Source organism: Pseudomonas sp. BIGb0176, assembly GCF_024810175.1.
GTDB classification, from domain to species: Bacteria; Pseudomonadota; Gammaproteobacteria; order Pseudomonadales; family Pseudomonadaceae; genus Aquipseudomonas; species Aquipseudomonas protegens.
In genome coordinates this window covers 1,592,575-1,612,836 of record NZ_JANUEC010000001.1, presented here as the reverse complement: position 1 = coordinate 1,612,836, position 20,262 = coordinate 1,592,575, and the positions used below count along the sequence as shown (strand labels likewise).

The following is a 20,262-nucleotide window of genomic DNA, read 5'->3' as shown; positions in this document are numbered from 1 at the left end:
TCAAGATATTTCTAATCCGTCAAGCTCTGTCACATATCTGGAACGGAGTACTGATGATGAGCGAGACACCTGTAACCCTCCTCGAAGCTGCAGAAGCCTTGAACTCTCCAGGGCTTGATCGGCGCGCATTCGTAAAGGCCAGCGGCGTCAGGATTGCGGCCCTGGGCGTCCTTTCAGTCGCAGGCAGTGCTGCCTTAGCAACTGACTCGAAAAGCGCTGTGAGCGTGCCGGAAGGCGCCAACAATTTTTACAAAAGTGACAAGGTCACTGTGCAAAAGGTGACCTTCAAGAGCTCATACAGTCTTCAAATTGTGGGCAATCTTGTAACGCCCAAAAATCTGGATAGAAACGCTAAAACGCCTGCAATTGTTTGATGAGAGGTTTTTGAATGACGGCTCAAGTATTCGACACCCCGGCAGGTGAGGCCCTCGGCACGCCGGGGACTGGTGAACTGCCGGCTTACTGGAGTGGCATCTTTGCGATGACACTGTGCGTATTCGCGTTGATTGCCTCGGAGTTCATGCCTGTCAGTTTGCTCACGCCGATTGCATCGGATCTGCAAATTAGTGAAGGACTGGCCGGGTATGGGATCGCCATCTCCGGCGCCTTCGCGGTGCTGACAAGCCTTGCGATTTCCAGGCTAGTGGGTTCAATGGACCGCAAGACGCTGTTGCTTGTACTGACCGGGATTATGTGTGTGTCGGGACTGGTGGTCGGTCTGGCGCCGAACTATACGGTGTACATGATTGGTCGTGCGCTGATCGGCGTGGTGATCGGTGGATTCTGGTCGATGTCGGCGGCAATGGCCATGCGCCTGGTACCTGCCCATAGCGTGACCAAGGCTCTGGCAATCTTCAACGGCGGCAATGCTTTGGCAACCGTAGTGGCCGCTCCGCTGGGAAGCTATCTGGGGAGTGTCATCGGTTGGCGGGGTGCTTTTTTCTGCCTTATTCCGGTAGCGATTATCGCGTTGATCTGGCAGTGGATCAGCCTGCCAGCCATGGCGCCGGCGCCGCGCAAACCGGGCGCTGGCAATGTCTTCCGATTGTTTAAGAGCCCATTGGTCAGTTTCGGCATGTTGAGTGTGGGCATTTTCTTCATGGGGCAGTTTGTATTGTTCACCTATCTGCGCCCGTTCCTGGAAACCGTCACAGGTGTAGATGTATCCCTGTTGTCGATGGTCCTGCTGGTCATCGGCGTGGCGGGTTTTGTCGGGACCGTTCTGATCGGCACTTTCCTGAAAACCGGAATGTACCGCGTCCTGGTCTGCATTCCACTCTTGATGGCCGCGATTGCACTTTCTTTGATTGTCCTTGGCGGCAAAGTCGTGGCAGCTTTTGTACTGCTTGGGCTGTGGGGCCTGATCGCGACGGCGGCACCTGTGGGGTGGTGGTCGTGGTTGGCCAAGGCGTTGCCCAAGGATGCTGAAGCCGGTGGCGGCTTGATGGTGGCGGTCATTCAGCTATCCATTGCGCTGGGCTCTACCCTCGGTGGGCTGCTGTTCGACGGCAGCGGTTATCGCATGACATTTCTCGCAAGCTCTGTCTTGCTGGTACTTGCGGCAGTGATGGCCTTTTTCACATCGCGAAACCAGGTTTAATAGAAGGCAGACTGAGTAAGGCAGGCAACTGTCCACAATTTGTAAGATCGGATTTGATCCAACGTCCGCTATTGGCCGTTTTCAACCACTTTTAAAAGACTTCTTTCCCCCTAAAAAACAAATCACCGCCCCCATTTGAAGCGCTCCGCGCCGCCCAGCAGTACGGAGCGCAACGCATCAGGCTTGCAGCCGCCGGCCCATCACACCCAACAGGGCGCAACTGTCACGCAGCACGATTGCCGCTACGTTGGAGATCTGTTGCAGATTGGCGTCGTCAGCATTCCCCGGCTCTGCGCGGGAGAGGCTTTCCAGCAGTTGAGTCATGGCCAGTAAAGGTGCCGCACCCTTGGCATGTAGCACGTCCAATGGTGCGGTCATTGCTAATGAAACAGAGCCCCCGTCCGGGCGGCGCATTTTCAAGCCTTCCCCAGCACAACAATTCCCTCTCGTAGGAGTCGGCTTGCCGGCGAAGAGGGCGGTCTGGTCGTGCGCGGAATAACGACAGCCCAGTGCTGCCCTGGCGGCTGTCTTCGCCGGCAAGCCGGCTCCTACAACGTTCGCGCGTTCCTCTTGTGAATGAAGCTTTTATGACAAAAGTTCGGTAGCACATGGCCACGCACGTCTTGGGTATGTAACGCGCTTGAGGGGGCCGCCAGGCCACTTTTTTAAGCCGAGGCGGGACGCCGGGAGTGAGGCTATGGGGACTATGGAACGCTACTCGAAAGTGGGCATGCAGGAGCTGGATCAACGGCTATCGAAGATTGTCGAGGCCGCGCGCAAGAAGCCGGTGTCGGTCTATCGCTACGGCGCGCCGTGGGTCTGGATCGTCTCCCAGGATGACTGGCAGGGCGCCTTGAAGGAGGTGGCCAGCTATATCCCGCCGGGGCATTCGCTGGTGCTGCTGCGCCCGCAGATCGATGAGTTGCTGGATCAGCACCGCGACCTGCTCCAGGGCCTCAACGCCGAGCCGGGGATGCTGATTGCGCCGCGCACGGTGATGCACATTCTGTTGTTGCAGTTGCTGTATTCGGTGCCCAGCGAGCAGCAGCTCTATGAACAGCTCAGTTACAACCTGTTGTTCCGTTGGTTCGTCGGTCTCGATCTGAACCAGAAGGTCTGGAGCTTCAGTGTCCTCAGTCGCGATATCGCCACGCTGTTGAACAACCCGCGGGCGGTGCAGTTGATCCAGAAAATCATCGGTGAAGTGTTCTGCGGTGCCTTGCTGCAAATGCCCGAGTTCTCGTTGAACTTCGCGCTGTTGCATACCTGGCTGGCTCGCCACGAAAACACCTCGATCACCAGCAATTGAATCGGCCAAACGCTGTGCAGACGGCGACGGCAATGCGCGCGTGCGCGCCAATTTTCAGACTTCTAGGGGGCGGTGTGGAGCATCTGGGCAAATCAGGGCGACCGGGCAGTGGCGGGCGCTGGTGGCCGTTGTGCGGTTGGTTGGCACTGGCGGCGCTGGTGCCGGCGGTGCAGGCCGAGGAGGGCCAGCCGGCCCCGGTCGAAGCCTCGGCGGCGGCGCGGTTGGTGGACGTCAATGAGTACTTCGTGCGTGGCAATACGGTGCTCGATGCCCGGGCCATCGAGGAGGCGGTGTATCCCTTCCTTGGCCCGCAGAAGGCCCTGGCCGATATCGAAGGCGCCCGGGATGCGCTGCAGAAGGTCTATCAGGAGCGCGGCTACCAGTCGGTGTTCGTCGAGCTGCCGGAGCAGAAGGTCGAGGACGGTATCGTTTATCTGCAGGTCAGTGAAACCAAGGTCGGTCGGGTGCGGGTGGTGGGGGCCAAGCATTATTCGCCGGTGGAGATCCGCGACCAGGTGCCGGCGCTGAAAGAAGGCGAGGTACCGGACTTTGCCACGGTGCAAAGCCAGCTGGCCGGGCTCAATCGCGGCGCCGGGCGCCAGGTCATGCCGCTGGTGCGTGAAGGCCAGCGCCCGGGGACCATGGACGTGGACCTGCAAGTGGAAGACCAGAATCCCTGGCACGCCAGCGTCGGCCTGAACAACGACTACAGCGCCGACACCGAGAAGCTGCGCACGGTGGTCAATGTCGGCTACGACAACCTCTGGCAGTTGGGCCACAGCATTTCCCTGACCTATTTCACCGCGCCCCAGGACACCGACAACGCCAAGGTCTGGTCCGGTTCCTACACCGCGCCGCTGAGCGATCGCTGGGCCCTGCAGTTCTCCGGTTACCAGTCCGACAGCAACATCGCCACCATCGGCGGCAGCAATGTGCTGGGCAAGGGCCATTCCTACGGGGTGTCGGCGATCTACACCTTGCCCGCCGCGGGCAACTGGGCCAACTCGCTGTCGGTGGGCGTGGACTTCAAGGACTTCGAGGAAGAGATGCGCTTTGGCCGCAGCAGCGACCAGATTCCGCTGAAGTACGCCCCCATGACCTTTGGCTACAACGGCTATCGCTACAGCGAGAAAGCCCAGCTGGGCCTGGGCCTGAACCTGATCGTCGGCACCCGGCGCTTCTTCGGCTACGGCAGTGACGCCGAGGAGTTTCACTACAAGCGCGACGAGGCCAGCGCCAGTTTCTCGGTGCTCAAGGGCGACCTGAATTTCACCTACACCTTCGCCAACGACTGGCAGTCGGCGTCCAAGACCGCCTTCCAGCTCGCCTCGGGGCCGCTGGTGTCCAACGAGCAGTATTCCGCCGGCGGCGCCACCTCGGTGCGCGGCTACCTGGCCGCCGAGCGCACGGGGGACGAGGGCTACCTGTTTTCCCAGGAGCTGCGCACGCCGTCCCTGGCCAAGTTCCTCGGCAGCTACGTGCAGGAGTGGCGCTTCTACGCCTTTGCCGAAGGCGCGCACCTGTCGCTGCACGACCCGCTGCCCGAGCAGGAGGACGAATACAGCCTGGCCAGTGTCGGCCTGGGCACCCGCGCCAGTTTGAGCAAGTGGCTGTCCGGCAGCCTGGACTGGGGCTACCCGCTCAAGGACGGCCCCAACACCCAGAAATACGACCCGCGCCTGCACTTCAGCGTGCAAGCGACGTTCTGACTTTTTACGGAGACCCTTCACATGCAACGCTTATTCCTGAGCCTGTTGATCTGCCTGGGCTTCGTGCTCCCGGCCACGGCCCATGCCTGGTGGCAGGACGACTGGCATTACCGCAAGCAGATCAGCGTGGACACCACCCCGCAAGGCGCGGCCATCAACGAGGCCCTGGGCCGCACCGCGCTGCTGGTGCGCCTGCACACCGGCAACTTCACCTTCGACGGGGTCAAGGAAGACGGCGCCGACCTGCGCTTTGTCGCCGCCGATGACAAGACCGTGCTCAACCATCAGATCGAAAGCTTCGACCCGCTGATGGGCATGGCGCTGATCTGGGTCGATGTGCCCAAGGTCGAGGGCGGCCAGCGCCAGGACATCTGGATGTACTACGGCAACCAGAAGGCCCCGAGCACGGCCAATGGCCAACTGACCTTCGACCCCAGCTACACCGCGATCTACCACTTCGACGGCAGCAACGGCACGCCGGCCAAAGACACCACCGCCTACGGCAACACCGCGCAGAACGCCACCGGCGCGGCGATCGACGGGGTGATCGGCCGGGCCCTGCAGTTCAGCGGCCAGCCGCTGCTGCTGCCGGCCAGCCCGTCGCTGCAGCACAACGCCGGCGGCGCCTTCACCTTCAGTGCCTGGGTGCGCCTGGACCAGGCCAGCGGCGAACAATTGCTGCTGGCTCGCCGCGAAGGTGCCGGCAGCCTGCTGATCGGCATCAACCAGGGCATGCCCTTCGTTGAGGTGGACGGCCAGCGCGCCGCCTCCACCCAGCCGCTGAACCCGGGGCAGTGGCAGCACCTGGCCCTGAGCGGCGAGGGCAGCCGACTGGCGCTGTATGTCAATGGCCGCGAAACCGCGAGCCTGGCCCAAGCCATTCCAACCTTCAATTCACCGTTGGCCATCGGCGCCGACTTGCCGGCGGCCGCCGGGGCCGAGGCCAGTCACTTCCAGCCCTTCACCGGGGCCCTGGACGAGCTGCGCCTGTCCAAGGTGGCGCGTCCGGCGGCGCTGATCCTGGCCGATGCCAGCGCCCAGGGCGCGGAGTCGAAGCTGGTGGCCTATGGCGTCGATGAAGAACAGTCGGGTTTTGGTTTCGGCAGCCTGGGTTTCCTGCTCAAGGCGGTGCCGGTGGATGCCTGGGTGATCATCCTGGTGCTGGTGGGGATGATGATCCAGTCCTGGGTGATCATGCTGCGCAAGAACCGCATGGTCAGTCGGGTCAGCGCTGCCAATGCGCTGTTTCGCGAGCAGTTCGCCAAGGTCGGCACCCGCCTGGAGATGTTTGCCGACGACCAGGTGCTGGCCAGCCGCCTGGAGCATTCCTCGCTGTGGCGCCTGTACCTGGTGGCAGTGAAAGAAATTCGCACCCGGCGCGAGCAGGGCGCCGATACCTCGTCGGTGTCGGCGGCCACCATCGAGGCCATCCGCTGCTCCATGGATGGCGTGCGCACCCGGGAAAACCAGCAGCTGAGTTCCAAGCTCTCGACCCTGTCCAACGCCATTGCCGGCGGCCCCTACATCGGCCTGTTGGGCACGGTGCTGGGGATCATGGTGGTGTTCCTCGGCACCGCCATGGCCGGTGACGTCAACATCAACGCCATCGCCCCGGGCATGGCCGCGGCCCTGCTGGCCACGGCCATGGGCCTGTTCGTCGCGATCCCGGCGCTGTTTGGCTACAACCGCCTGATCACCCGCAACAAGGAAGTCGGCGCCGACATGCGGGTATTCGTCGACGAGTTCATCACCCGGCTGGCGGAGCTGCATGGCGAGAGCCAGCACAGCGAAAACGCCCACTGGCGGGTCAGCCACAGCAACGCGTCGGTTCCGGCCTGAGGAGAACTGCCATGGCTTCCGTGAATGCCTCCCATGACGACGAAGACGATGCCGCCGTCGACAGCATCAACATCACGCCCCTGGTGGACGTGCTGATGGTGGTGCTGGTGATGTTCATCCTCACCGCCACCGCCCAGGTCTCGGGCATCCAGATCCACTTGCCCAAGGCCAGCGCCTCGGTGTCGCTCTCCGAGGCCAAGACCAAGGCCATTTCGGTGAACGATGGCGGCCAGGTGTTCCTCGACGCCTACCCGGTGACCCTGGGCGAGCTGGAAGAGCGCCTGCGCATCGAGAAAGCGCAGAACCCGGACTTCCCCATCATCGTCCGCGGCGATGCCACGGTGCAGTACCAGAAGGTCATCGAAGTCCTCGACCTGCTGCGCCGCCTGGAGTTGTCCCAGGTCGGCCTGGTCACCGGCAAACCGAGCCAGGGCTGAGCCATGAGCGCACATCAACCGTTCGAGCTGCCGCCGGTACAGAACAAGCCGCGCGCCCTGCGCCTGCTCAAGTGGGGCGCGGGGCTGCTGCTGGGTGCCGTGGCGGCCTGGCTGCTGTGGCAGTGGGCCAATGACATGGCCGGGGTGCGCCGGGAAGCGCCGAAGGTGCCGACCATCATCCCGCTGCCGCCTCCGCCGCCTCCACCCCCACCGCCGCCGGAGAAACCCAAGGAGCCGGAGCCGGTGGAAGAAAAGATCCCGGAGCCCGAACCCACGCCCACCCCCGAGGAGGTCAAGCCGGAGGAGGAAGCACCACCATCGCCGGCGGACGATCTGGCCAACCCGATGCAGATCGATGGCGACGCCCAGTCCGGCAACGACGGCTTCAACGTCGGTGCCGGCAAGGGCGGCGGCATGGCCGGCGCCGGTGGTGGCGGGCTGGGCACCGGCACATACAAGCAGTACCTGGCGGCGACCTTCCAGCGCGCGCTGCGCGAAGACCCGGAGTTGCGCAAGAAAGCCTATGCCTTGCAGGTGGACCTGTGGCTGGGCGCCGACGGGCAGGTGACCCGCGCCGAGCTGGCCGGCTCCAGTGGCAACCCCGAGACCGACCAGCAAGTGCTGGCGGCGCTGCGGGCCACGCCGCGCCTGAAAGAGCGCATGCCGGCCTCCCTGACTTTGCCGGTACGCCTGTCCCTCAAGGGCCGGCGACCGGAATGAGCAAACCCCTATTTGCAGTTTCTACAGGAGTTGTGTGCAGATGATTTCCACCGTGAATCGATTGACCCTGGCGCTCGGCATGGTCGCCCTGACCCTGGCCGGACAGGCCACGGCCGCCGCGGCCGCGCCCTCGGAGAACGCCACGATCAACCTGATCCGTCTGTTGGTGCAGCAGGGGGTATTGAAGCAGGAGCAGGCCGACGGGCTGATCGCCCAGGCCGAGAAAGAAGCCCAGCAGGCCCGCGCGGCCACCGCCGTGGCGGCAACCGGCCCGGCTGCGGCGCCCGGTGATGTGCGGGTGCAATACGTGCCGGCCATCGTCCGCGACCAGATCCGCGATCAGGTCAAGGCCGAGGTCATGGCCACCGCCAAGCAGGAAAACTGGGCCCAGCCCAACACCTTCCCGGACTGGATCTCGCGCATCAGCTTCGACGGCGACATCCGCCTGCGCGACGAGTCGCGGTTCTTCGCCGACAACAACAGCAACGAGATCGTCGACTACGCCAAGCTCAACGACAGTGGGCCCTACGACGTCAACAAGGACACCAACAGCAAGCTGCCGCCGCTGCTCAACACCCGCGAGGACCGCGACAACCTGTTCCGCCTGCGCGCGCGCCTGGGGATGAAGGCGGTGATCTCGCCGGAATGGACCGCCGGCATCCGCATCGGCACCGGCTCGGACAACAATCCGGTGTCCACCACCCAGACCCTGGGCGGCGGCTTCGGCAAGAAGGACATCTGGCTCGACCAGGGCTACCTGACCTGGAAGGCCACCCAGGACCTGACCCTGACCGGCGGGCGGATCGCCAACCCGTTCTATGCAACCGACATGCTGTACTCCAACGACCTCAATTTCGACGGCGTGGCGGCGATCTTCAACCACAAGCTGAGCAGCAACTGGGGCCTGTTCGGCACCCTCGGCGCCTTCCCGGTGGAGTACACCAACGACACCGCCACCAGCAACGGTTTCGACAAGAACGAGAGCGACACCAAGTGGCTGTTCGGCGGGCAGGTCGGCGCCAACTGGAAGATCAACCGCAGCAACAGCCTCAAGGGCGCCCTGGCCTACTACCGCTTCGATGACATCGAAGGCCAGCGCTCCAGCCCTTGCGCGCCCTGGGCCGGGGCCCCGGGCTGCGACACCGATGGCTCGCGGGTCGCCTTCATGCAGAAGGGCAACAGCGTGTTCCTGCTGCGCGACATCACCCCCAACCCGGCCACGCCGGGCCTGACCCCGCAGCCGCAGTTCGTGGGCCTGGCCTCGAAGTTCGACGTGCTCGACCTGAACCTGGCCTGGGACACCGAATTGCCGGACGACCTGCGCCTGCGCAGCCAGACCAACTTCATTCGCAACCTGGCCTACGACAAGGGCGAGATGCTCAAGCGCAGCGAAGGCGAGATCGTCAACAACATCAACAGCCAGGGCCAGTTCGAAAGCGGCGGCAACGCGCTGATGGTGCAGTTCACCCTAGGCAATGCCCTGGAGATGAAGAAGTCCGGCGACTGGAACCTGCTGGCCGGCTACAAGTACATCCAGCCCGATGCCTTGCCCGACGGCTTCAACGATTCCTCGTTCCACCTGGGGGGCACCAACGCCAAGGGCTATTTCCTGGGCGGCAACTACGGCATCGACAAGAACATCTACGCCACGGCCCGCTACATGAGCGCCTCGGAAGTCTACGGGCCGCGCTACGAGGTGGACGTGATGCAGCTTGAACTCAACACGCGCTTCTAAGCGTCAGGAGGAAGGTTATGAACAGCCGAGCGAGGGCAGGGGCGGCGAGCCTGTTGCTGGTCTGGGGCGTGCTGGCCAGTGTCGGCGCCAGTGCCGAAGGCATGGAGGAGCGCCTGCGCACCCAGTTGCGCAGCACCACCCAGCAGCTGCAGGCCCTGCAAAGCGAACAGGCCCAGGCCGCGGCGGCGCGGGTCGCCGCCGAGAACGCGGCCAGGGACGCCCAGGCCCAGGTCAAACAACTGACGGCCGAGCTGGCCAAGACCCGCGGTGTGGCAGAGCAGTTGGCCGGCCAGCAGCAGAACCTGCACAACCAGGCCCAGGCCCAGGCGGCCGCCAGCAGCGAGCAACTGGGCAAGTTCAAGAAGGCCTATGAGGACCTGCTGGTGCTGGCCCGGGGCAAGGAAGCCGAACGGGCCAGGTTGCAGGCGCAATTGAGCGAGCGTGACACACAAGTGCAGCAATGTGCGGTCAAGAATCAGCAGATGTACGGCATCGCCAAGCAGATCCTGGCGGCCTACGAAAACATCGACGTGGCCGAGGTGGTGAAAATTCGCCAGCCCTTCGCTGGCAGCGCCCGGGTCAAGTTCGAGGAGCTGGCCCAGGGCTTTGGCGACGAGCTTTACCAGACCCAGTTCGACGCCCCCCGGGCGGCGAGCACCCACTGATCACCAGGGAAGAGATGACCATGACTTTGATTACCAGCGTCACCACCGAAAGCCTCACCGACCTGCTGCAAGGCGCCGGCTACCGGGTCAACCAGACCGAACAGAACGGCATCGTGCAACTGCTCAGCGCCAGCCAGGGCATCGGCTACGCCGTGCGCTTCGGTAACCCGGGCAGCGAAGCCGGGCACTACGTGGACTTCACCTACAGCTGCGCGCTGCGGGTGCAGGGCGAATTGCCGGCCGGGCTGGCGGAACTGTGGAACGCCTCGCGGCGCTTTGCCCGGCTGTCGCTGCAGGGCGAATTCCTGGTGATGGAGATGGACGTGGTGGTGGCCGGCGTCGGTGAGACCCACCTGCGCAGCCAGCTGGAGCTGTGGGATCGGTTGCTGCAGGAGTTCATCGTCTACCTGCGCGAATACAGCCAGCAGGCGGCCCAGTTGCAGGCCCAGGCCGAAGCGCCCCAGGCGGCGCAAAGCCAACCCCGGGAAGAGGCGGCCACCCTGTGAAAAAGCCCACCCTGGTGGTCGGTGCCGGGGCACTGACCTTGCTCGGCCTGGCGTTGGGCCTGGCCCTGCGCCCGGGCAACGACCCGGTGGCGGCGCAGCAGCCGGCCCCGACCCTGCTGCAACAACAAGTGGCGTCTACGCCCGCTGTGGCGCGCCTGGGCAATCAGCAGGTGGCGGCCGAGGAGCTCAAGAGCCTGTTCGCCAGCCTGCCCGAGGAATCCCGGGGGCAATTGCGCGGCAATCGCCCGGCGCTGGAAGCCTGGATTCGTTCACGGCTGGCGGAAAAGGCCGTGCTGGAGCAGGCCGATGCCCAGGGCTGGCGCCAGCGCCCGGAGGTGGAGCAGCAGACCCGCGCCGCCACCGAACAGATCGTGTTTCGCGACTATCTGCAGTCGGTCAGCCAGGTGCCGGCGGACTACCCCAGCCCGGCGGAGTTGCAGCAGGCCTATGACAGCGGCAAGTCGGCGTGGATGACACCGCCGTTGTACCGGGTCAGCCAGATCTTCCTCGGGGTCGCCGAGCCCCAGGCGGCCGAGCAGGTACGCCGCCAGGCGCAGGAGCTGAGCCGCAAGGCCCAGGCCGCGCCGGGGGAGTTTGCCGCCTTGGCGGCGCAGTACTCCCAGGACCGGGACAGCGCCCAGCGCGGTGGCGACTCCGGCCTGCAGCCCTTGCAGCAACTGCTGCCGGAGGTGCGCAGCGCGGTGGCCCGGCTCAAGGTGGGCGGGGTGTCCGAGGTGGTGCAGAGCGCGGCGGGTTTCCACGTGCTCAAGCTCACCGAACAGCAGCCGGCACGGACCGCCAGCCTGGACGAACTGCGTGATCGCCTGACCCAGGCCCTGCGCGCCCAGCGCCAGGAGCAGATCGCCAAGGCCTACCTGGAAGGCATGCTCAACACTGCGACCCTGAGCATCGATGGCGCGGTGTTGAACCAGGTACTGGAGGACAAGCTGTAGGAGCTGGCTTGCCAGCGAAGGCGATCTCACAGGCCCCTTCGCCGGCAAGCTGGCTCCTACGAGGCAATACATAGCACCGGCAACTGTAGGAGCTGGCTTGCCCGCGAAGGCGATCCCACGGCCCCGCCGTCCGCCCGCCAAGGAAGCAACATTCAACAAGACAGGGAGTCACCGATGTCATTTCTCGAACCCGCTCCACTCCAGGGCTTTGCGCCATACACCGCGCCCCAGGAACCCCGGGAAGCCTGGCTGGCCCTGGCCGCCGGCATCGAACCTGCGGTGGCCCAGTATTTTCTGGTCAGCGCCCGTTGCGGCTGCTTCATGCAGGCGGCCCGCAGCCTGAATATCAAGGCCACGCTGCTGCGCAAGCAACTGGCGCAGTTGGAGGAGCACCTGCGTCGTTCGCTGTTCTGCTACCAGGGCAATGCCTTGAGCCTGAGCCGCGAAGGCCTGCAACTGCAGGCCCAGCTGATTGCCCTGGCCCACCAGCGGCGGCTGCCGGTGATCGAGCAACCCCTGATCCGCGTGGCCGTGGCGGAAACCATCCTCCACGACATCCTTGGCCGTGACCTGATCGCCTTGCTGCGGCGCAACGCCAGCGCCCGGCTGGAAATCATCTCCATCGACAGCGACCTGTCCCTGCAGGCCCTGAGCGCCGACCTGGTGCTGTGGCTGGCGGCCGAGGATTCACCCCTGCCGGGCCCCAGCTTCGCCACCCGCGAACCCATGCCCCTGGCGCGCATCGACTACCTGCCGCACATCGCCAAGCGCTACTCCCGGGTCGCGGCCCGCCCCGACAGCCTGGACGACCTGGCGGACTACATGCTGGTGCAGTGGCAGCACGACCGTCATATCGAGCCGTTCCGGCCCTGGAACAACCTAGTGGAACAGCGCCTGGCCGGGGTGGTGCAGGTGCATTCCTATGAACTGATGCTGGAGATGATCCGCTGCAGCGCCTGCATTGGCCTGCTGCCGCAGTACATGAGCCGCTTCGACCGCGGCCTCACCGCCTTGCCGGGCCTGTTCGAGGAAAGCATGCAACGCCGCGCCTGGCTGGCGGTCAATGCCCAGGTGGAGCATGAAGAGCAGGTACAGCAACTGGTGGAACTGATCCTCAACACCTTCAGCGAACGCCAGGACTGGTTCGTCTGAACGGACCCGCCCGCTCTTGCAGAGATTCACCCCCACGCCCACGAGCGGGCACCCAGCGCTATTCCATGCAGGAGCCGGCTTGCCGGCGAAGGGGCCCGCAAGCCCTGCGTCGGCTCCAGAAGCGCCTTCGCTGGCAAGCCAGCTCCTACCAGGGGCACCCACCGCTATTCCATGCAGGAGCCGGCTTGCCGGCGAAGGGGCCCGCAAGCCCTGCGCCGGTTCCGGAAACGCCTTCGCTGGCAAGCCAGTTCCTACCAGGGGCACCCACCGCTATTCCATGTAGGAGCCGGCTTGCCGGCGAAAGGGCCCGCCAGCCCTGCGCCGGTTCCGGAAACGTCTTCGCTGGCAAGCCAGCTCCTACCAGGGGCACCCACCGCTATTCCATGCAGGAGCCGGCTTGCCGGCGAAGGAGCCCGCAAACCCTGCGCCGGCTCCAGAAACGCCTTCGCTGGCAAGCCAGCTCCTACGGGTGTGCCTGCGCGACGGTTCCTTGCCGGCGAACGAGCACCATTGCCCTCGTCATCCAGAGGCGCATGCCCGTACACTCGATGGCCACTTCGACTTCAAGGATGACCTCGCCATGCCCAACGCCCATCCCACCATCGTCATCGAGCGATGCAACGAAGCTCATATCGACGGCCTGACGGCGCTGTACAGCGAACCCAGTGTGGCGGCCCAGACCCTGCAACTGCCTTATCAGTCCCGCGAGTTGTGGCGCAAGCGCGTCGGGCTGGGGCAGGAAAACGAGGGGCTGGTGGCCCTGGTTGCCCTGCACCAGGGTGCGGTGATCGGCAGTTGCAGCCTGCTGCAGGTGGCGCGGGTGCGCCGGGCCCATTGCGCCGATATCGGCATGGGCGTATCCCCGGCCTGGCAACGCCAGGGCATCGGCAGCCGCCTGCTGGCGGCCGTGCTGGAGGTGGCCGACAACTGGATGAACCTGCGCCGTGTGGAGTTGACGGTGTATGCCGACAACCAGGCCGCCATCGGCCTGTACCGCAAGTTCGGCTTCGAAACCGAAGGCCAGCTGCGCGACTACGCCGTACGCGACGGCGGTTATGTCGATGTGCTGAGCATGGCGCGCTTGCGTCGTTGAGGCCGGGTTCGTGTAGCCGCTGCCGCAGGCTCGGGCCGCGTTCGGACGACCGGCTCCGCAGCAGAGGCAGGGATCCAGGCGATCGCCATGCAAGGCCCTGCGGGCCTTGACGTTCACTCCAGCAAAGCGAAATCCACCGCCGCCCGGGCATGCAATTCGGTGGTGTCCAACAGGGGCAGGGCGCTGTGCTCGGGCTTGAGCAGCAGGCCGATTTCCGTGCAGCCGAGGATGATCGCCTCGGCACCACGGGCCTGGAGCCCGTCGATCACGTGTTGGTACAGCCGCCGCGAGCTCTCGCTGACAACGCCCACGCACAGCTCCTCATAGATGATGCGGTGCACCGCCTGGCGCTGCGCTGCATCGGGCACCAGCACCTTCAGGCCCTGGTCTTCCAGGCGGCCTTTGAGGAACGCCTGCTCCATGGTGAAGGCTGTGCCCAGCAGCCCCACGCTCAGGGTGCCGGCTGCCTGGGCGGCCTGCACCACGGGGTCGGCAATATGCACAAAGGGCACTCCAATGGCGGCCTCTATCTGCCCGGCGACCTTGTGCATGGTGTTGGTGCAGAGCACCACGCATTCGGCGCCGCCGGCTTCCAGGCGCCGGGCTGCCTCCACCAGGATCGCCGCCGCGTCGTCCCAGCGCCCGGCATGCTGGGCCTGTTCGACAGGCCCGAAGTCGACGCTGTACATTAACAGCCGCGCTGAACGCAGCGGCCCCAGTCGATCGCGAACCTGCTGATTGATCAGGCGATAGTATTCGGCGCTGGACTCCCAGCTCATGCCGCCGATCAGGCCGATGGTGCGCATGGGCAACTCCTCTGTGGTGCGGTTGGGTAAGCCTCAGTTTCACGCCGCCACGGGTGGCGATCTATCAGGAAATTTCACATGCCCCAGGTGCTCGAACATCGCCTGCTGGACGGCCGCCTGCTGCTGCAACTGCTGCCGGCCGCGGCCTACAGCGCCCGCGATCCGGCCCAGTGGCAGACCTTTGGGGTGACCCTGGAACGCCAGCGCGGGGTGCATGCCATCGACTCCGACCGCCGCGAGGATTTCGATACCTGGCCCGGCACCCTGGCCCTGACGCCCGCAGGCATTGAGGTGTTTTCCGAATCCGCCATGGGCGGCGAATACCTGCTGCTGCGCTGGCAGGGCGCGACGCCGCTGGTTCCTGGCCAGCGCCGGATGCAGAGCCCGGGGCATGCCTGCGCCCTGGCCCTGGGGCGCGAAGCCAGGCGCCTGTTGCTGGCGCCCGAGGCCGATGAGCTGGCCCTGGAGCAATGCGCGCTGGCGTTTCTGGGGCTGGCCCAGCCCGGTCGGGCGGCGCCAGCCCCGGCCCCGGAGCTGGGGCAGGTGCTGCAACAGATGGCTGATGAATACGCCCGGCCCCTGTCACTGGCGCAACTGGCCCTGACCTACGGCCACAACGAACTGCGCCTGCTGCGCGACTTTCGTCGTGCTGTAGGCATCACGCCCCATGCCTGGATCACCGAGGTGCGGCTGCAAGCGGCCCGGCGGCTGCTGGAGCACACGGACCTGCCCCTGGCGGCGGTTGCCCAGGACTGTGGTTTTGCCCATCAGTCCCACCTGGGCAGCGCCTTGCGCCAAGCCACCGGCCTGACGCCGCGTCAGTACCGGCTGCAGTTTCAGCGCCGAGCGACGGATACTGCGCTGTAGATTTTGCCTGGTAATGCCTTGCCAGTGATCGTCGCCAGCGGCCCGCAGGATCATCATCGGTGGGCGCAGCTACAGGGCTCGGCGAGCCGGCGGGCAAACAACTCAACGCCCGACACCGGCATCTGCCATGCTCAGGGCCGGCGACCTGCTGTTCTCAAAGGTCGAAGCCAGGGACACAGCACAATGGACGATATCCAGCAACTGGGCGAGATGCTGCGCCACTACGCGGCCAGTGAAGCCCACAAGAAGCAGCTGTTCGACAGCCAGTCGGTGGTCTGGGCGCGTCGCATTCATCAATTGTTCGGGCAGATCGAAGACTGGCTGGCGCCGGTATTGCTGCCGGACCTGCTGGCGTTGCAGCGCGAGCCCTATGTGGCCTTCAGCCCGGCGGTGCCGCTGGAGGTCTCGACCTTCAAGAGCGAGAAGCTGACCATCCATATCGCCGGCAAACCGGTGGAGTTCGTGCCGGATGTGATGGGCCCCCAAGGGCAGATTTCCCTGGCGGTGATCGGCCTGACTGCGGCGCGGCTGGGCAGCGTGTCCCTGGTCGGCGAGGCTTCGGGCGGCTGGCAATGGCGCAAGACCAACGGCTTGAAGGACCCTGACGTCTTTGCCTTTGACGGCAATTTCCTCGCCGCTCAGTTGCAGAGCCTGATCCCCCGCGAGCGCGCCTGACCCGGCCAATACCCCCACTGTAGGAGCTGGCTTGCCAGCCAAAGCGCTCTACATATCCAGGTTTATCCAACCCGGCTTGGCTTCCTCCGGCGCCACGGCGTTGATTTTCTTGCCCGTGGCCAGCTCCACCCGGCGGGCTACTTCGGGGTCGTCGGCGAAGGGGATCAGGCTGGCGTCGTCCAGGCTCTTGGCACTCTGGTGACGCAGGCAGTACTCGATGCAGAGGTAGAGAAACGCCACCCCCAGCAGGTTGAGCAGTATATCCATGGGTTTTCAGGCTCCCTGAAACGCAACACGCCGGCCACGGGGGCCGGCGTGGGGCAGGTGGGTCAGGCGATCCGGGCGTCGCTCAGCGCCAGGCGCTCATCGGCAACGCGCACGGTGCGCCAGGTGTTGTAGGCCATCAGCAGCATGCCGCTGAGGAAGAACACGCCGCCGGCGAAACGCACCACGAACCCCGGATGGCTGGCCACCAGGGCCTCGACGAAGGAGTAGGTGAGGGTGCCGTCTTCGTTCACCGCGCGCCACATCAGGCCCTGGGTGATGCCATTGACCCACATCGAGGCGATGTACAGCACGGTGCCGATGGTGGCGAGCCAGAAGTGCAGGTTGATCAGCGGCACGCTGTACATCTGCTCGCGGCCGAAGACCTTGGGCACCATGTGGTAGATGGCCCCGAAGGTGATCATCGCCACCCAGCCCAGGGCACCGGCGTGTACGTGGCCGATGGTCCAGTCGGTGTAGTGGGACAGGGCGTTGACGGTCTTGATCGCCATCATCGGGCCCTCGAAGGTGGACATGCCGTAGAACGCCAGGGACAGCACCAGGAAGCGCAGGATCGGGTCGGTGCGCAGCTTATGCCAGGCCCCGGAGAGGGTCATCATGCCGTTGATCATGCCGCCCCAGCTCGGGGCCAGGAGGATCAGCGACATGGCCATGCCCAGGGACTGGGCCCAGTCCGGCAGTGCGGTGTAGTGCAGGTGGTGCGGGCCGGCCCAGATGTACAGGGTGATCAGCGCCCAGAAGTGCACGATGGACAGGCGATAGGAGTACACCGGGCGCCCGACTTGCTTGGGCACGAAGTAGTACATCATCCCGAGAAAGCCCGTGGTCAGGAAAAAGCCTACGGCGTTGTGCCCGTACCACCACTGGACCATGGCGTCGGTGGCCCCGGAATACACCGGGTAGGACTTGAACCAGTCCACCGGGATCGACAGGTGGTTGACCACGTGGAGCATGGCGATCACCAGGATGAAGGCGCCGAAGAACCAGTTGCCGACGTAGATGTGCTGGCTCTTGCGCCGCACCACGGTGGTGAAGAACACAATCGCGTAGGCGACCCAGACCACCGCCATCCACACCGCGCCGGCGAATTCGATCTCGGCGTATTCCTTGGTGGTGGTGTAGCCCAGGGGCAGGGTGATCAGCATGATCACGATCACCGACTGCCAGCCCCAGAAGGTGAAGGCGGCCAGGGTGTCGGAGTACAGCCGCACCTGGCAGGTGCGCTGGACCGCGTAGTAGCTGGCGGCGAACTGCGCGCTGCCGGCGAAACCGAAGATCACCAGGCTGGTGTGCAGCGGCCGCAGCCGGCCGAAGGTGCTCCAGGGCAGGTCGAGGTTCATCTCCGGCCACACCAGCTGCGAGGCAATCCACACCCCCATGGCCATGCCGATCACGCCCCATACCACTGTTGCGACGACGAATTGGCGAACCACCTTGTAGTTGTAGGCCTGTCCGATTGTTGCTGAGTTCATGGTCAATGCTTCCACGGTTGCAAAGTCTTGCCAGGCCACCCGGTCTGGCACGGGGTGCACTGTAGGAATCAGCGGGGAAACAAAACAGGCTCAGAAAAACCACATTAATACGGATCAGATATTCCTCATGCCTACGGTGGTGCAGCCTTGGCTGATATGGTTTTTTAGTTTTTACCTGAATCTGTAACGCTCTGCGCCGTACGCGCATAGTCGCCCCCTCACAACACGCGCCGTTTAGAGCACGATCAGCTTCGATGAGGTAGGGACATGTATCAGTACGACGACTATGACCGGGCCCTGGTGCTTGAGCGGGTGGCGCAGTTTCGCGACCAGATCGAGCGCTTCATGGGCGGCCAACTGAGCGAGGAGGAGTTCCTGCCCCTGCGCCTGCAGAACGGCCTGTATATGCAGAAGCACGCCTACATGCTGCGGGTGGCGATTCCCTACGGCACCCTCAGCGCCCGGCAGATGCGTACCCTGGCCAGCATCGCCCGGGACTTCGACCGCGGCTACGGCCACTTCACCACCCGGCAGAACCTGCAGTTCAACTGGATCGAGCTGGCCCAGGTGCCGGACATCCTGCAGCGCCTGGCCGAAGTGGAGATGCACGCCATCCAGACTTCCGGCAACTGTGTGCGCAACATCACCACCGAAGCCTTTGCCGGGGTGGCCGGCGACGAATACCTGGACCCGCGCCCCCTGGCGGAGATCCTGCGCCAGTGGTCCACCATCAACCCGGAATTCCTGTTCCTGCCGCGCAAGTTCAAGATCGCCATCTGCTCGGCCAAGCAGGACCGCGCGGCGATCATGATGCATGACATCGGCCTCTATCTTTACCGTGCCCGCAACGGCGAGATGCTCCTGCGGGTGATAGTCGGCGGCGGCCTGGGGCGCACGCCGATCCTCGGCCTGCAGATCCGCGACGGGCTGCCCTGGCAGCACTTGCTGTCCTATGTCGAAGCGGTGCTGCGGGTCTACAACCGCTACGGCCGGCGGGACAACAAGTACAAGGCGCGGATCAAGATCCTGGTCAAGGCCCTGGGCATCGAGGCCTTCGCCAGGGAAGTGGAGGAGGAGTGGCAGCACCTCAGGGACGGCCCGGCGCAGCTCACCGAGGACGAATTCCAGCGGGTGGCCAGCGCCTTTGTGCCGCCGCTCTACGAGCGCCTGGCGGACACCGACCTGGAGTACGGCAGCCACCTGGCCGAATCCCCGGCCTTCGCCCGCTGGGTGGCGCGCAACGTGCACCCGCACAAGGTGCCGGGCTACACCTGCGTGGTGCTGTCGACCAAGCCGGGCCCGGCCTCGCCACCCGGTGACGTCACCGGCCAGCAGATGGAAGCGGTGGCCGACTGGTCCGAGGACTACGGCTTTGGCGAGATCCGCATTGCCCACGAACAGAACATCGTCCTGCCGGATGTGCCCAAGTCGCGCCTGTTCGAGCTTTGGCAGCGGGCCTGCGAGCATGGCCTGGGGACCGCCAACGCCGGGTTGCTGACCGATATCATCGCCTGCCCGGGCGGTGACTTCTGCGCCTTGGCCAACGCCCGTTCGATCCCCATTACCCTGGCCATCCAGCAGCGCTTCGACGACCTGGACTACCTCCACGACCTGGGGGACATCAGCCTGAACATTTCCGGCTGCATGAACGCCTGCGGCCATCACCACATCGGCAATATCGGCATCCTCGGCGTCGACAAGAACGGCAGCGAGTGGTTCCAGGTCACCCTGGGCGGGGCCAAGGGCCGTGACAGCGCCCTGGGCAAGGTGATAGGCCCGTCCTTCAGCGCCGAGGAAATCCCCGAGGTGATCGAACGCATCATCGCCACCTTCGTACGCTACCGGGAAAGCGACGAACCCTTCGTCGAGACCCTGCAGCGCATCGGCCTGGAGCCGTTCAAGGAGCGGGTCTATCCCAAGGCCGTGGAGGCGCTGGCATGAACAACCTGCTGCGTTTGCACGAAGGCGAAGCCCAACGGGTGGAAGACGATGCCTGGAGCCTGGTGCGCGGGGTCGACGACGCATTGCCGGACGGGCCGCTGATTCTGCCCCTGGCCCTGTGGCTGATGCGCCGCATCGAGCATCACCCGGCCCGGGACGGCGTATGGATAGGCCCGGATGACGAAGTGGAAAGCCTCAAGCCCTGGCTCAAGCTGATCCCGCTGATCGCCGTGGACTTCCCCAGCTTTCGTGATGGCCGGGGTTACAGCCAGGCCTACCTGCTGCGCACTCGCCTGGGCTGGATGGGCGAATTGCGAGCGATTGGCGATGTGCTGCGCGACCAGTTGAGCCATATGCGCCAATGCGGTTTCGACAGCTTTGCCGTGCGTGAAGACAAGTGCGCGCTGGACGCACTCAAAGGGTTGGCGGGAATGAGCGTGCTGTATGGCCGCTCGGTGATCGAGCCGCGGCCGCTGTTTCGTCGGCGCTGAAGGTGGC

At 64.7% G+C, this 20,262-nt stretch carries 21 protein-coding genes; 17 read left to right on the top strand and 4 right to left on the bottom strand.

Annotated elements, in window-relative coordinates; translation table 11 throughout:
* The first annotated feature begins 56 nt into the window (after positions 1–56).
* The gene (locus M2395_RS06835; protein ID WP_233447074.1) at positions 57–374 is read left to right on the top strand and encodes a hypothetical protein; all 318 of its coding nucleotides are present in this window, start codon (positions 57–59) and stop codon (positions 372–374) included.
* 14 nt (positions 375–388) lie between these two features.
* Positions 389–1,600: an MFS transporter gene (locus M2395_RS06830; protein WP_053151371.1), complete on the top strand. Its 1,212-nt coding sequence runs from the start codon at positions 389–391 to the stop codon at positions 1,598–1,600.
* Between the two features lie 177 nt (positions 1,601–1,777).
* On the opposite strand, the gene M2395_RS06825 is transcribed toward M2395_RS06830, so the two are convergent.
* Positions 1,778–1,966, bottom strand: a complete 189-nt coding sequence (locus tag M2395_RS06825; protein ID WP_401260007.1) for a short-chain dehydrogenase — start codon at positions 1,964–1,966, stop codon at positions 1,778–1,780.
* 340 nt (positions 1,967–2,306) lie between these two features.
* Here M2395_RS06825 and M2395_RS06820 point away from each other — a divergent pair, with 340 nt between their 5' ends.
* The 11 genes from M2395_RS06820 to M2395_RS06770 all read left to right on the top strand — a co-directional run bounded on the left by M2395_RS06820 (position 2,307) and on the right by M2395_RS06770 (position 13,718).
* Positions 2,307–2,909 carry a transposase gene (locus M2395_RS06820; protein WP_011061110.1) on the top strand — a complete coding sequence of 201 codons (603 nt, stop codon included), beginning with the start codon at positions 2,307–2,309 and terminating at the stop codon, positions 2,907–2,909.
* A 74-nt stretch (positions 2,910–2,983) separates the two neighbouring features.
* Positions 2,984–4,618 (top strand): ShlB/FhaC/HecB family hemolysin secretion/activation protein, encoded by a 1,635-nt coding sequence (locus tag M2395_RS06815; protein WP_405046072.1) that lies wholly within the window; start codon positions 2,984–2,986, stop codon positions 4,616–4,618.
* A gap of 21 nt (positions 4,619–4,639) precedes the next feature.
* Positions 4,640–6,457 carry a DUF2341 domain-containing protein gene (locus M2395_RS06810; protein ID WP_072441975.1) on the top strand — a complete coding sequence of 606 codons (1,818 nt, stop codon included), beginning with the start codon at positions 4,640–4,642 and terminating at the stop codon, positions 6,455–6,457.
* Between the two features lie 11 nt (positions 6,458–6,468).
* Positions 6,469–6,894 (top strand): biopolymer transporter ExbD, encoded by a 426-nt coding sequence (locus M2395_RS06805; protein ID WP_011061113.1) that lies wholly within the window; start codon positions 6,469–6,471, stop codon positions 6,892–6,894.
* 3 nt (positions 6,895–6,897) lie between these two features.
* Positions 6,898–7,614, top strand: coding sequence for an energy transducer TonB (locus M2395_RS06800; protein ID WP_011061114.1), 717 nt, complete (start codon positions 6,898–6,900; stop codon positions 7,612–7,614).
* Between the two features lie 40 nt (positions 7,615–7,654).
* Positions 7,655–9,349 carry a putative porin gene (locus tag M2395_RS06795; protein WP_123430851.1) on the top strand — a complete coding sequence of 565 codons (1,695 nt, stop codon included), beginning with the start codon at positions 7,655–7,657 and terminating at the stop codon, positions 9,347–9,349.
* A 17-nt stretch (positions 9,350–9,366) separates the two neighbouring features.
* On the top strand, positions 9,367–10,014 hold the full coding sequence (locus M2395_RS06790; protein WP_011061116.1) for a hypothetical protein: 648 nt from the start codon (positions 9,367–9,369) through the stop codon (positions 10,012–10,014).
* A gap of 20 nt (positions 10,015–10,034) precedes the next feature.
* On the top strand, positions 10,035–10,520 hold the full coding sequence (locus M2395_RS06785; RefSeq protein WP_123430850.1) for a YbjN domain-containing protein: 486 nt from the start codon (positions 10,035–10,037) through the stop codon (positions 10,518–10,520).
* The gene (locus tag M2395_RS06780) at positions 10,517–11,473 is read left to right on the top strand and encodes a peptidylprolyl isomerase (RefSeq protein WP_123430849.1); all 957 of its coding nucleotides are present in this window, start codon (positions 10,517–10,519) and stop codon (positions 11,471–11,473) included. The genes M2395_RS06785 and M2395_RS06780 overlap by 4 nt, the downstream gene beginning before the upstream one ends.
* A 174-nt stretch (positions 11,474–11,647) precedes the next feature.
* On the top strand, positions 11,648–12,625 hold the full coding sequence (locus M2395_RS06775; protein ID WP_041118052.1) for a LysR family transcriptional regulator: 978 nt from the start codon (positions 11,648–11,650) through the stop codon (positions 12,623–12,625).
* A 580-nt stretch (positions 12,626–13,205) separates the two neighbouring features.
* Positions 13,206–13,718 carry a GNAT family N-acetyltransferase gene (locus M2395_RS06770; RefSeq protein WP_011061120.1) on the top strand — a complete coding sequence of 171 codons (513 nt, stop codon included), beginning with the start codon at positions 13,206–13,208 and terminating at the stop codon, positions 13,716–13,718.
* A gap of 113 nt (positions 13,719–13,831) precedes the next feature.
* Here M2395_RS06770 and M2395_RS06765 read toward each other — a convergent pair whose 3' ends face one another.
* The gene (locus M2395_RS06765; protein ID WP_011061121.1) at positions 13,832–14,524 is read right to left on the bottom strand and encodes an aspartate/glutamate racemase family protein; all 693 of its coding nucleotides are present in this window, start codon (positions 14,522–14,524) and stop codon (positions 13,832–13,834) included.
* A gap of 78 nt (positions 14,525–14,602) precedes the next feature.
* Between M2395_RS06765 and M2395_RS06760 the strand changes: the two genes are divergently transcribed.
* Both M2395_RS06760 and M2395_RS06755 read left to right on the top strand, forming a co-directional pair.
* Complete coding sequence (locus M2395_RS06760; RefSeq protein WP_123430848.1) at positions 14,603–15,391, top strand: helix-turn-helix domain-containing protein; 789 nt, start codon at positions 14,603–14,605, stop codon at positions 15,389–15,391.
* A 183-nt stretch (positions 15,392–15,574) separates the two neighbouring features.
* A complete protein-coding gene (locus tag M2395_RS06755; RefSeq protein WP_015635490.1) occupies positions 15,575–16,066 on the top strand; it encodes a hypothetical protein in 492 nt (163 codons plus the stop codon).
* Positions 16,067–16,114: 48 nt separating this feature from the next.
* On the opposite strand, the gene M2395_RS06750 is transcribed toward M2395_RS06755, so the two are convergent.
* Together M2395_RS06750 and ccoN are read right to left on the bottom strand one after the other, a co-directional pair.
* On the bottom strand, positions 16,115–16,333 hold the full coding sequence (locus tag M2395_RS06750; RefSeq protein WP_123430847.1) for a cbb3-type cytochrome c oxidase subunit 3: 219 nt from the start codon (positions 16,331–16,333) through the stop codon (positions 16,115–16,117).
* 62 nt (positions 16,334–16,395) lie between these two features.
* The gene (gene ccoN, locus M2395_RS06745; protein ID WP_011061125.1) at positions 16,396–17,823 is read right to left on the bottom strand and encodes a cytochrome-c oxidase, cbb3-type subunit I; all 1,428 of its coding nucleotides are present in this window, start codon (positions 17,821–17,823) and stop codon (positions 16,396–16,398) included.
* A gap of 267 nt (positions 17,824–18,090) precedes the next feature.
* On the opposite strand from ccoN, the gene M2395_RS06740 reads away from it, so the two are divergent.
* Both M2395_RS06740 and M2395_RS06735 read left to right on the top strand, forming a co-directional pair.
* Positions 18,091–19,764 carry a nitrite/sulfite reductase gene (locus M2395_RS06740; protein WP_123430846.1) on the top strand — a complete coding sequence of 558 codons (1,674 nt, stop codon included), beginning with the start codon at positions 18,091–18,093 and terminating at the stop codon, positions 19,762–19,764.
* Positions 19,761–20,255, top strand: a complete 495-nt coding sequence (locus M2395_RS06735; RefSeq protein WP_011061127.1) for a DUF934 domain-containing protein — start codon at positions 19,761–19,763, stop codon at positions 20,253–20,255. Before M2395_RS06740 ends, M2395_RS06735 begins: the two co-directional genes overlap by 4 nt.
* Positions 20,256–20,262 lie beyond the last annotated feature (7 nt).